Annotated in this window: 10 protein-coding genes; 2 read left to right on the top strand and 8 right to left on the bottom strand. The window is 63.9% G+C overall.

The features are described 5' to 3' along the window. Positions 1–35: 35 nt before the first annotated feature. The 6 genes from VXL81_RS01485 to VXL81_RS01510 form a co-directional block, all read right to left on the bottom strand. A complete protein-coding gene (locus VXL81_RS01485; protein ID WP_416535322.1) occupies positions 36–947 on the bottom strand; it encodes an acetaldehyde dehydrogenase (acetylating) in 912 nt (303 codons plus the stop codon). Next, the gene (gene dmpG / locus VXL81_RS01490; RefSeq protein ID WP_340547789.1) at positions 944–1,972 is read right to left on the bottom strand and encodes a 4-hydroxy-2-oxovalerate aldolase; all 1,029 of its coding nucleotides are present in this window, start codon (positions 1,970–1,972) and stop codon (positions 944–946) included. Before dmpG ends, VXL81_RS01485 begins: the two co-directional genes overlap by 4 nt. An 82-nt stretch (positions 1,973–2,054) precedes the next feature. Continuing rightward, complete coding sequence (locus VXL81_RS01495) at positions 2,055–3,242, bottom strand: ATP-grasp domain-containing protein (RefSeq protein ID WP_416552659.1); 1,188 nt, start codon at positions 3,240–3,242, stop codon at positions 2,055–2,057. Positions 3,243–3,253: 11 nt separating this feature from the next. Then, positions 3,254–4,327: an AbrB family transcriptional regulator gene (locus VXL81_RS01500; protein ID WP_416535320.1), complete on the bottom strand. Its 1,074-nt coding sequence runs from the start codon at positions 4,325–4,327 to the stop codon at positions 3,254–3,256. Next, entirely contained in the window at positions 4,327–5,748 is a 1,422-nt protein-coding gene (locus VXL81_RS01505) for an FAD/NAD(P)-binding protein (RefSeq protein WP_416552661.1), read from the bottom strand. Before VXL81_RS01505 ends, VXL81_RS01500 begins: the two co-directional genes overlap by 1 nt. A 47-nt stretch (positions 5,749–5,795) precedes the next feature. After that, complete coding sequence (locus VXL81_RS01510; protein ID WP_416552663.1) at positions 5,796–7,040, bottom strand: ATP-grasp domain-containing protein; 1,245 nt, start codon at positions 7,038–7,040, stop codon at positions 5,796–5,798. 427 nt (positions 7,041–7,467) lie between these two features. Between VXL81_RS01510 and VXL81_RS01515 the strand changes: the two genes are divergently transcribed. After that, positions 7,468–8,313 (top strand): universal stress protein, encoded by an 846-nt coding sequence (locus VXL81_RS01515; protein WP_416552665.1) that lies wholly within the window; start codon positions 7,468–7,470, stop codon positions 8,311–8,313. Positions 8,314–8,421: 108 nt separating this feature from the next. Here the strand turns inward: VXL81_RS01515 and hmpA are convergent, their stop codons facing one another. Further along, positions 8,422–9,612: an NO-inducible flavohemoprotein gene (hmpA, locus tag VXL81_RS01520; protein ID WP_416539690.1), complete on the bottom strand. Its 1,191-nt coding sequence runs from the start codon at positions 9,610–9,612 to the stop codon at positions 8,422–8,424. Between the two features lie 150 nt (positions 9,613–9,762). Here hmpA and VXL81_RS01525 point away from each other — a divergent pair, with 150 nt between their 5' ends. Further along, a complete protein-coding gene (locus VXL81_RS01525) occupies positions 9,763–10,212 on the top strand; it encodes an RrF2 family transcriptional regulator (protein WP_416552667.1) in 450 nt (149 codons plus the stop codon). A 73-nt stretch (positions 10,213–10,285) separates the two neighbouring features. On the opposite strand, the gene katG is transcribed toward VXL81_RS01525, so the two are convergent. Then, complete coding sequence (gene katG / locus VXL81_RS01530) at positions 10,286–12,454, bottom strand: catalase/peroxidase HPI (RefSeq protein ID WP_416552669.1); 2,169 nt, start codon at positions 12,452–12,454, stop codon at positions 10,286–10,288. Positions 12,455–12,584: the final 130 nt, after the last annotated feature.

The following is a 12,584-nucleotide window of genomic DNA, read 5'->3' on the forward strand; positions in this document are numbered from 1 at the left end:
GGCGGCGCCACAGCGCCGGAACTCCGACATGCGCATCAGGCCACGCTCTCCATCGGCTGCGCCACCGGCGGGTGGCTGTCCCGCGCGGTGCGGTCACGGGCAATGGCCTCGGCCATCCGCGTGGCGGCGGCGGTGATGATATCCAGATTGCCCGCCGACGGATCCAGATAATCTCCGGCCCCGGTGACCCGCACCATGGTGAACAGCCGATCCCCGGTAACATGCGGCTCAACGATCACGTCATAGCCCGGCACCGCCGCGCGCAACCGCGCCACCGCCCCGGCGATAGCGCTCCGGGTGGCCTCCAGATCATGCTGCTCTGCCAGCGCGGAGATTGCTGTCTGCATATAGACGTTCGGCTTTGCCGGGTTGATGTTCAGGATCGCCTTCACCCGGTTGCAGCCGGTGAACTGCCGCAGCGCGTCTTCGGTGGTTTCGATATAGTGATTGAGGTTCAGCCGCGTGGCCGGCCCCGCGCTTTCGGCACTGATCGAGGACACCACCTCCAGATAGTGGATCTCCGGGTTCGCCGCCGTCATCGCCTGGGCAATCGGGATCGAGGCCTGCCCGCCGCAGGTGATCATGTTGATATTGCCCGCCGCCAGCAGCGCATCGCCGTTCAGCGACGGCACGCAGAGCGCACCATTGGGAGCCGGGGTCAGGTTGATCAGCACCTTGCCCGCCGCCTGCAAAGCCGGGGCATGGGCCTGATGCGCCGCCGAGGAGGTGGCGTCGAACACCAGATCAAAACTGTCGAGCGCGGCAAACAGCCCCTCCGCCCCGCGATCGGTCACCGGGATGCCACGGCTTCGGGCCAGCGCCAGCCCCGGCGATGCCGCATTGCGCCCGGCAAACAGGGTGCACTCCAGCAGCGCGGAACGCTGCACCTTGCACAGCACGTCACAGCCGATATTGCCGCTGCCTATGATGGCGGTTCTCAGTTTCATGCGTCCACTCCTTCCAATGCGGGTGCCGCCGTCCGGGCCAGCCGCGCCGCCGCCGAGATGATCAGATCCTCCTGCCCGGCCACGGCGTTGCAGCGCGACAGCTCTTCGTAGATGAACCGTGGTGCAACGCCGAAATCCTGCGCCGCGCGGGTCACATGTTTTTCAAAACCGGCACAGACGCCGTAGATGCCGCTGATCAGGTTAGAGGTACCCACGATGGTGCGCCGCTGCACCGGCGGCAGCTCGGGCAGCGCTTCCACCGCCTCGCAGAGCGCAAAGACATCGGTTCCGGTCTCAAACCCGTAGCGCTCCAGCACCGCACAGAGCACCTCCAGCTGGGTATTGCCGGCCCCGGCACCAAACCCGCGCATGGTGCCATCCAGAATGGTTGCGCCCGCCTCGGCGGCGGCAATGGAATTGGCAATCGCCAGTCCCAGATTGTTATGCGCGTGGAACCCCACCGGCACCTCCAGCTCAGCCGCCAGAACGCCGATCTTCTCGCTTGTGTCGCGGGGGTCGTAATTGCCTGCGGAATCCATCAGGACAATGGCATTGGCGCCATAGGACACCTGCCGCCGCGCCTGCGCCAGCAGCACATCCGCAGGCGCCATATGGGTCATCATCAGCACACCCTGAACATATTTGTCCTGGCTGCGGGCATATTCGATGTAGCTCTGGGTCAGATCGCCTTCGGTGCAATGCGAGGCGATGCGGAACACATCCACCCCGGCGCCGATGGCCGATTTGATGTCCGAGATCTTGGCAAAACCGGGGATCGCATGAATGCCCAGCTTGGTCTGGCTGAGATTGGCGCGGGCGGTTTCCAGCATCTCGATATCTGCATGGCGCGCCATGCCCAGCTGCAACGAGGAGGCCCCCAGCCCGTTGCCATGGCCGACCTCGACCACCGCCAGGCCGCAGCCATCCACGGTCCGGCAATAGGCGGCAATATCGTCAAGGCTCAGCGCATGGGCGATGGCATGATTGCCGTCGCGCAGGGTAGGGTCGTGAATGGCAATGGCCATGGTCTGGCTCCTTGTCATGGGACTTGATTTCATGGGACGTTGATTTGAGGCGATGATCAGGGGGCCGCAGGCCGGTGCCGCATTACCTCAGCGCGATCCGGGCCACGGCGGCCTCGGCATGGGCCAGCGCCTGCTCGCGGCTGTCACCGCGCGCCAGCACATAGGCAACCCGAGAGGCCGCAGACAGCACCGCATCATAGCGGGTGCCCGGTTTGGCAGAGGAATGCACCCGCGCCACACCTTCGGAACTGGCGGCGCAGTCCAGCCCGGTGATCGCATCCAATGTGCGGTCCTGCGCCAGCATGTAGCGGATCGCCATCGCCGCGGTGGAGGGCGGCGGCGCATCATAGGCAAGCCCGAGCACCGCGGCAAAGGTCTCCTTGAACACATCGGCACCGGTGGTTTCCAGGGTCAGCTCCCAGATCTGGTCACCGCCGTTGCGGGTCTGGGTCTCGATGATATAGACCGCCCCGTCGTGCAGCTTTACCTCGGTATGGGCCGGGCCGGTCCGGTAACCGACCGCCTCCAGCAGCGCCTGAACCCGCTCGGCAATTCTGGCCTCATCCGCGGCACTCAGGGCGGCGGGCTGCACATGGCCGCTCTCGATGAAATAGGGCGCGCCGCTGGTGGTCTTCTCGGTGATCTGAAGCACCCGGTGACGACCGCCAACCGACATGGTTTCGACACTGTATTCCGGCCCGGGAATAAACGCCTCGGCGATCAGCTCCTCGCGGCCCACCTGCAACGCATGGGACAATGCGGTCTGAATATCGGTGGAGCCATCGACGAAATGAACCCCCTCGCTGCCGCCGCCCTCGGCCGGTTTGACGATGCTGTCGCCATGGCGCGCCACAAACCCGGCGATCTCCGCCACCGTGCGCACGCGGGCAAAGGGCACATCCTCGATACCCGCCGCCCGCAGCGTCTCGCGCATCCGTCGTTTGTTGCGCGTCAGCCGGACCGTCGGCACCTGGCAATTGCTCGGCAGATCCAGCGCCTCGGCGATATGCGCGGCGGTCAGAAACCCATATTCGGCAAAGGAGAACACCGCATCAAACGGCGTCTTGCGATGCAGGGCGCGGGCCAGCGCGACGCTGGTTTTCACATCCTCGTAATCGGTCACCACCACGGTTTCGGCCTGATCAAGCAGCAGCTCGGTCAGATGGGACCGGATCTGAAGCGCGCTGTAGCGCAGCCCCATCTCGCCGATACGGACAAAGGTGTGATCGCGACCGCCAATCATCAGGATATTGCGTTGCGGTTCAGACATGGCGTTCCCCGTCATCTGTCATCTGTCATCGGTTGGATTGGATCAGGCGCGGACCGGAACATCTCGCGGTTCATGAACATCGGCGCGATATGCAGCACCGACATGCGCAGCACATGGTTCAGCATCACAAAGGCAGGCTCCAGCCCCAGCGCCAGCGCGGTGGCCACCATCACCTCGACCCCACCCGGCACCCAGGACATGAACAGCACCAGGAACGGCTGACCGGTCAGCAGGCTGAACAGCGAGGCCATGGCAACCGTGATCCCAAAGGTGATCGAGGTGACGATCAGCCCGGCGCGCAGGTAGCTTGCGATATCGCTACGGGTGATATCCTTCAGCCGGATGCCGATCAGCCCGCCCAGCAGTGCCATGGCAAACAGCACCAGCGGTTCCGGCACCACGATCGGATCGCTGCCGCGCCAAAGGTTGGTGCCCGCCGCCAGGATCAGACCGGTGACCATATAGGGCGCCGGCATGGCAAAGCGCTCCAGCACCCGCCCCGCCGCATAGGCCGCCGCCGCCAGCAGCAGAAAGATCGCGTAGCCCGCCAGCGTGCCCGCCCCTGTGGCGGCCTCGTCGGGCAATGCGGCGATCTCCTGCGATCCCTCCTGCGGACCGGCGATCAGAAACACCGCAACCAGCAGCGCGATCATCCGCACCATATGGGCAAAGACCATCTTGGCCGAGGTCTTGCCCTCTTCGCCGGTCAGGGTCATCACCGCCGCCATGGCGCCGGGCACCGCCCCAAGGAGGCTCTCGGCGCGGGTCCATTTTTCCACCCGGTACAGCCAGGTGAACCCGGCCGCCAGCTGCGCCGACATGCAGATCAGAAGCCCCGCAAGCACGGTCAGATCGGCCATGCCCTCCAGCATCTCGGCATTCAGCAGCGCCCCGACGCTGGCGCCCAGGATCAGCTGGATCACCACAATGGCCGCCGGCGGTGTCGCCAGCGCCAGACCAAATCGACAGGCCAGCAGCACCAGACCCGCCGCCCCCAGAAGCTGCCCCAGCGGCAGCCCGCTCAGATATCCCAGCGCCGATCCGGCACAGGCCAGCAGCAGGGTGATCGCAAAATTCCGCAGCATCAGCCGACGCTCCGCAGAATATCCGCCGGCGCCAGCGCCGATGTGGTGGCAATGCGTGCCTGATGGTGGATCACGTCAATGTTGTTGACCATATAGAAGGTGCCGCAGGTCAGCTGCCCCAGCGCAAACAGGCCCGGCGATGGCCGCCCGTCGCGGGTCAAAACCCGGCAATCCTCCAGCTGCACCTTGATCCCGCCGGTTGCGTCCCGCTCGGCAAAGCCCTGCGCCAGCAGGCTGCGGATCAGCGGGTTGCTTTCGTCCAACCCGCGCTGCAGGCCGGTTGCATTGATCACCGCATCCACCTCGGCGATGCCATCGGCAAACTCCATCCGATAGCGGCCATTGCGAAAGCTGACATTGCGCAGCCCGCTGCGATGGCTGAGCGCGCCACTGGCCTGCAACATCGCGATACGGTCGGCATTGGTGCGCGAGATCGGCACCCGCATATTCGACCAGAGCCGGTGGAAATGGCGCAGGAACGCCGCCTTGGCGCGATCCGAAAGACTGGCCCAGAGCTGCGGGATCAGCATATTGGTTTCGGCCAGAATGCTGGACACCAAATCATTGTCGGCACTGTCGACGCCGCGCAGCAGATCGGCAAAGCTGACATCCACCCCCTGATGCTGCATCTCGGCCTCAAACAGCTCCATCACCGCCGACAGCGAAATCCGCCCGCCATCCGGGCCGTTGCGCAGCGCCGCCAGACCGGCCGGCGTCAGATGGTGCAGCGTCACCGGGCGATAGGCCGTCACCGCCTTGGGCAGCCCCGCCCGGCGCGAGGTCATCAGCATCCGTCGGCCATTCACCCCAAGCGCCACATCATAGGCGGTCAGCCGACAGCCCAGAATGCCCACCCGCAAACGGGTCAGCGCCTTCAGGCGGGCCGCCGGATAGGGCGCGCGGAAATAGCCCGGCGTGCCGCCCAGCCCATAGGGGTCGGCCTCCAGATTGGTGCCCAGACACAGGTAAACCGCATCATAATCGGACACGCTGCCCATCCAGCCCAGACGGTAGAGCGCATCGGCGCGCGGGCTGGGGGCAATCGTCTCCACCTCGGCGCCAATCATGCGGATCCGCCCCCCCGCGGTGCGCACCCGACCGCTCAGCGCATCGAACCGGCTTTGCAGGAACCGCCCGAACAGGGCGCGCTGTAGGAAACCATCCTCATCCGCTGCCGCCTCCGTCGCCCCGGTCTGGCGCAGCCAGTCGCGGAAATCATTGCGGCGCGCCAGATACATCAGCTTCAGTGGCCGGTTGAGCAGATTGGTCTCGGCATCCTCCTGATAGGCCACGCCGGGACCAAAACTGCGGCTCTTGTCAAAAACATCCACCGACAGCGCCGACAGATCAGGCAGGGTGGCGACCAGATTCTCCAGGACCGAGACACCGGCATAGCCCGCGCCGAGAACAGCAATTTTCATGTGGTAGATCCTTTGTTGGGCATCAGGCGAACAGGGGCAGGTCTGGATCAGGCCGCGGCGCTGGTCTCCCATTGGCAGGCACTGTGGAACCAATCCTCCAGCTGCCGCAGCCGCGCGCGCAGCTCCGCCTCGCTGTCGCCCTCGACGATGGCGTTCAGGATCTCGGCATTGGTATAGGCCATCTGACCATACTGCCGCCCCGCCACGCCGCTCATCCGATAGGCACGCACGAACTCGAACGGACAGCGCTCCGGCACCGCGCGCAGCACACCGTCGCGCGGCGGCACGCAGAGCTGGCCAACCAGCCGCACGGGCTCCAGCATCGGCTCAGGCCGTGCCGTGTTCTCAAACCCCGGATCCCGCATCGCCCGCAGATAGGTCATGCGCGGATCCAACCCCCAGGCCTCGGTCATTTCCTGGTTGAAGAACACCCCGCCCAGCCGCGAGGCGATCTCGCCCAGGACAATGGTGCCATCCGGGCTGACAAAGACCTCAAGATGGAACAACAGCGTCGGCGGCGAGGGCATCACCTCTTCGACCAGATGGCGGGAATAGGCCACCAGCCGATCGCGCAGCGGCGTCGTCGGCTCCAGCATATGCAGATCATGTGAACGCCCGCCGAGGAAATCCAGCGCCGAGGTCAGCACCCGCACCGGCGAAATCACAATCGGGCGCCCATCCACATAGAGCCCGTTGACGATATAATGATCCCCGGCGACAAACCGCTCGATCATCGTGTTGTAAAACGTCGTACTGTCCTGCCGCGCCAGCCATCCCGCCAGATCGTCGGCCCCGCGGATCACGCAGACCCCGTTTGATCCGCGCCCGTCGCGGGGCTTCAGAACAACCGGATACCCCCAGCTGTCGATAAATCGGCGGATATCCATCGCATTGCGCACCACCGCCATGTCGCTGACCGGCAGCCCTGCCTCCCGCGCGCGGGTCTTCATCGCGTATTTGTCGCGATAGGCGTCGAGCTGCACCGCAGCATCCGTCGACACGCCGAGGTAGTCATTCACCCGCGCGGCGCGCAGCACGTCAATCTCCGCCAGCGCGACACAGACCGGATCCGCAAGGCCGCGCGCGATCTCGATCGCCGCCAGCTCCACCTCCGCGTTATCATTGAAATTCTGAAAGAAGCGGATATCCAGCCCCTCGGGAAAGCTGTCCATCAACGCCGCTTTGGCACTGGCGCAGGTCAGGATGATGCTGGCTGGCCCAATCGCCTCAACCCAATCGGTAACACTATGCTGTAAAAGGATTTTTGGCGGCGCAAAGAGAATGATATTCATGACACGACGGGACCTTCGACAAAGTTTCAACAGGTTTCGGCGCAGAATTTTCTTCGCCTTTTACGTGTTTGCACGCAACTTACAGCATGTTTTGTATCCGTCAAGCGGCAGTTTTATGAAACTTACACAACGTTAAGGTGAGCGATTTTCCGCCTTTGTCCTGCCGTGATTTCTTTGGAAATACATGGCCGCGCCGTCCAAACCCATGACGGCATCCCATCGTATACTGCGGCAAGAGGACGTGATGCCGCAGCTGCAAAATCGCCTGTCAGCCCCGGCAGGTCGCGCGCCCGTGCAATGCCTCATTGCTCCCGGTCGCGACAACCGGCCGAGCCTTGATCAGGATCATGGCGGCCGCTGTCACAGATGATCTAATGACGTCAGCCGCGGGCAGATCCGCCCGCCGCATCCCGTCAGGAGGCACGCCATGCAACGCAGAACATCCCTCTTCATCCTCAGCAAAGACACCCGCGACGAGACCATCACCACCGCCGCCGAGGCCGCCGCCGAACAGGAGGCGCATCTCGCCTGCCTGTTGCTGGAGGCGCTGCCCGGTCCGCCCAGTTTCGCCTTTGGCCACTCCGGTTACGCCGCCCTGGTTGTCTCGGACGGTCCGTTGGAACGCCTGCGCCAGAACAAGGCCGCCGCCAAGAAACGTGTCGACGACATCGAGACGCTGCTGGCCCGCAGCAACTGCCCCGGCGACGTGCAGTTCGCGGTCTGGTCGGGCAATGATATCGGTCTGGTCGCCGCACGGCGGGCGCTGACCTGCGACATTGCCCAGATCGCCGACGATCTGACCGACCCGGACCCCGTGTTCCGCGAAGCCACCTATGGCATCCTGTTCCAGTCCCCGGTGCCGCTGATGCTGAACGGCAGCCCCTTTGCCCACCGCGACCGCATTTTCCTCGCCTGGGACAGCAGCCTGTCAGCGGCGCGCGCCGCCCATGCCGCCCTGCCCTATCTGCGCAAGGCCAGCGAGGTGATCATCGGCTGCATCGACTCCGATCTGTCCCATGGCCGCGATGGCGAGGATCCCGGCACCGATATCGCCGCCTGGCTCAGCCACCATGGCTGCGCCGTCACCCTGTCGCAATTTGCCAGCAACGGGCAGGAAATCGGCACCAGCATCCAGTCGCGGGCGCGCGAAATCGGCGCCGATCTGGTGGTGATGGGGGCCTATGGCCACTCTCGTATGCGTCAGGCGATGTTCGGCGGCACCACGCGCACGATGCTCCAGCAGACAGAGCTGCCGATCTTCCTCGCCCATTAACAGGGGCATCACGCGACAGGCATCACGCAATATGGCCGCGACAGCTCAACGTCGCGGCCATATCCCGGCACGGGTCCGGTCAAGCCCTCAGATACCGGGCGTCAGGTGTCAGGCGACACCCAGATCTTCCGCCGGACCAAAGAACTCATAATGGATCCGCTCCATATCGACATTCGCCGCCCGCAGACCCGCAATGGCCATCGCCATGAATCCCTTTGGCCCACAGATGTAATAGTCCGAAACGGCGGTATTGGTATTCGCCGCCAGCCAGTCCGGGGTGATCCGCCCTTCCACATCATAACGCGCGGCGGCGCGGTCAGCCTCGCTCGGCGTTTCGAGGAAGATCACACTGCGTTTCGCCAGTGATTTGCTCAGCCCCTCCATCGCCAGATTGTCGCCATCGACCGCCGCGTGCAGATAGGTGGCGCTGCGATCATTCGCGGCCAGGCTCTCCAGCATGGCAACCATCGGCGTCAGCCCGACACCGGCCGACAGCAGCACCACCTCCGCCTCCGCTTGATCCTTCAGATAGAAATCCCCCGCCGGGGCCGCCACGCGCAGGATGGTGCCCTCCGCCGCGACCTCATGCAGCCAGCCGCTGATCACGCCACCCGGCTCCTGCTTGACCGAAATCCGGTAGTATTCCCCGTTCGGCGCGCAGGAGATCGAATAGTTCCGCCGCGCCTTGCCGGTCTCGGGGCTATCGAAATCAAAGGACAGATATTGCCCCGGCTTGTGCCGCAGCACCGCACCGCCATCCACCGGCCGCAGGACAAAGGATTTGACCGAAGCGCTCTCGCGCAGGATCCCGGTGATGGCAAAATCGCGCCAGCCCTCCCAGCCGCCCTCCGCTGCGGCAATCTCCTTATACATCCTGCTTTCCGCCGCGATCAGCAGATCGGCAAGGAACCAATAGGCGGCCCCCCAGGCGTCCAGCACCTCCGGCGTTGCCGCATCGCCCAGCACCGCCTCGATCGCCCCCAGCAGCGCGGTCGCCACATGGGCGTAATGCGCGGGCTTGATCTGCAGGCTGACATGTTTGTTGACGATCCGCTCCACCACGCCGCTCAGCGCGCCCAGATTGTCGATATTGCGGGCGTAGCCCAGGATCGCATTGGCCAGCGCCGCGTGCTGGCTGGACCCGTTCTGCTGATGTGACTGGTTGAACAGGGCGCGGATTTCCGCATCCGCCAACAGGCGCTCATACATCTGCGCAACGATGGCGCCACCATGGGCCTCCAGCGCGGGAACGGTTGCGGTCACAATCGCCTTGGTCTGCTCTGACAGGGGCTGTGCCATGGGTCTGGTCCTTCTCTGCTTTGGCCGGAACCGGGATATCCGGGTGGCCGTGGTAAAACATTCATTTCATCTGAATGTATATTTCCGCTATACAAACATTCAACCGAAATGAATATTAAACACCGCAGATGCCGCCACCCGGAGCCCGCAATGAAGCTGAATCTGAAAACCGACTACGCGCTGAGGCTCCTTATTTTGCTGGGCAGCCGGCCCGAGCAGATGTTCGAGATTGAGACATTGAGCCGCATGCACCAGCTGCCGGTCAGTTCCGTGATGAAGATCATCAGCGAGCTGGTCCGCCACGGCTATATCCGCAGCATCCGGGGCCGGTCGGGCGGGGTGCAGATGAACATGGATCCGGCAGCGATTCGCCTCGGCGATGTGGTGCAGGCGATGGGCGAACCGATGGAGATCGTCGATTGCAGCAACTGCCTGCTGGTCGGCAACTGCCGCCTCAAAGGGGTGCTCTGCGAGGCAGCCCAGGCCTTTGCCGAGGTACTGATGAAATACCGTCTCGGCGATCTGATCGAGGCCCCTGCCCCGGTGCTAGCACCGCTGCTGGCAACTGACGGCGGCGCTGCCGGCTTCACCTCGACCTGAGCCATGAAAAACCCGCCCGGCATCAGCTGCCGGACGGGGTCGTTTAGCTCATCATCCGTGAAATCGGATGGGGTCAGTGCAGATCGAACCGGTCGGCGTTCATCACCTTGGTCCAGGCTGCGACGAAATCCCTGACGAATTTCTCGCGGTTGTCATCCTGGGCATAGACCTCGGCATAGGCGCGCAGGATGGAATTGGAGCCGAACACCAGATCCACATTGGTGGCGGTCCATTTCACATCGCCGCTCTGGCGATCCGCGACCTCATAGACCTCATCGCCCGCCGCGCGCCAGACATTGCCCATGTCCAGCAGGTTGACGAAGAAATCGGTGCTCAGCACGCCTTCGCGGTCGGTAAAGACCCCATGCTTGCGGCCGCCATGGTTGACACCCAGCACCCGCAGGCCGCCGATCAGAACCGTCATTTCCTTGGCGGTCAGCCCCATCAGATGGGCCCGATCCAGCATCATCTCCACCGCCGAGGCGGCGAAATCGCCCTTCAGCCAGTTGCGGAAAGCATCGTGAACCGGCTCCAGCACCGCAAAAGAGGCAACATCGGTCTGCTCGGCGCTGGCATCGCCACGACCGGGGGCAAAGGGCACCTCGGTGGCGAAACCGGCAGCCTCTGCCGCAGCCTCAATCGCCACAGCTCCCCCCAGCACGATCACATCGGCCAGGCTCGCGCCGCTCTTTTCGGCAATCCCTTCATAGGTTTCCAGCACGCGACCCAGACGCTCCGGCTCGTTGCCGACCCAGTCCTTCTGCGGCGCCAGACGGATCCGGGCGCCATTGGCCCCACCGCGCAGGTCAGATCCACGGAAGGTCCGCGCGCTGTCCCAGGCGGTGGCGATCATATCGGCCTGCGACAGGCCGCAATCGCGCAGCAGCTGCCTGGTCGCGGCCACATCATAGCCGATGCTGCCAGCGGGCACATTGTCCTGCCAGATCAGATCCTCCTGCGGGGCCTCCGGGCCGATATACCGGTTGCGCGGCCCCATATCGCGGTGCAGCAGCTTGAACCAGGCGCGGGCAAAGACATCCGCGAAATAGGCCGGATCCTTGTAGAACCGTTCGGAGATCTTGCGGTATTCCGGGTCCTTGATCATCGCCATATCCGCATCGGTCATGATCGGGTTGTGACGGATCGAGGGATCCTCCACATCCACCGGCTTGTCCTCTTCCTTGATGTTGACCGGCTCCCACTGCCAGGCGCCTGCCGGGCTTTTCTTCAGCTCCCAGTCGTAGGTGAACAGCAGGTAGAAATAGCCGTTGTCCCATTTGGTCGGATTGGTGGTCCAGGCGCCTTCGATGCCGCTGGACATGGTGTCGCGCCCATGGCCGGTGCCGTTGCTGTTGCTCCAGCCCAGACCCTGTTCGATCAGGCTGCCGCCTTCGGGATCATTGCCAATGGCATCGGCGCGGCCATTACCATGCGCCTTGCCGATGGTGTGGCCCCCTGCGGTCAGCGCCACGGTTTCCTCGTCGTTCATCGCCATGCGTTCAAAGGTGATCCGCACATCCTGCGCCGTGCGCAGCGGATCCGGTTCGCCGCCGACACCTTCGGGGTTCACATAGATCAGGCCCATCTGTACGGCCGCCAGCGGATTGGCAAGCGAGTCACGATCCGCGCCATCCTCATAGCGCCCTGCGGCCAGCCATTCCTTTTCCGCGCCCCAGTAGACGTCTTTCTCCGGCGACCAGATATCCTCGCGGCCAAAGGAGAAACCATAGGTCGGCAAGCCAACGGACTCATAAGCAATATTGCCCGCCAATGCGATCAGATCGGCCCAGGACAGGCTGTTGCCGTATTTCTGTTTGATCGGCCACAGCAGACGGCGCGCCTTGTCCAGATTGACGTTGTCCGGCCAGGAGTTCAGCGGTGCAAAGCGCTGGTTGCCGGTGGTTGCCCCACCCCGGCCATCCGCCGCGCGGTAGGTGCCGGCCGAATGCCAGGCCATCCGCACCATCAGACCCGCATAGGTGCCCCAATCGGCGGGCCACCAGCTCTGGCTGTCGGTCATCAGCGCCGTCAGATCCGCCTTCAGCGCCTCAACATCCAGGGATTTCACCGCCTCGCGGTAGTCAAACCCCTCGGGCATCGGGTCGGTCTTGCGGTCGTGCTGGTGCAGGATGTCGAGGTTCAGCGCATTGGGCCACCAATCTGCCACACCGGCGCTGGTGTTGGTGTTGCTTCCGTGCAGAACCGGGCATTTTCCGCCTGTGTTTCCGTCACCTTGCTGCATGTTGTCTCTCCTGGGTCTTGGGTCATGACGCACCGGCATTCCTCCCTGACAATACGCCGGGACCGGGCCTCTCCGGGCAAAGGCTAGCAGTGGATCGTGATTATAAGAAATGATAAATCAGGATTTCTTA

Origin of the sequence: Phaeobacter sp. JH204B, from assembly GCF_048055755.1 — a bacterium.
In the GTDB taxonomy this organism is placed as follows: Bacteria; Pseudomonadota; Alphaproteobacteria; order Rhodobacterales; family Rhodobacteraceae; genus Phaeobacter; species Phaeobacter bryozoorum.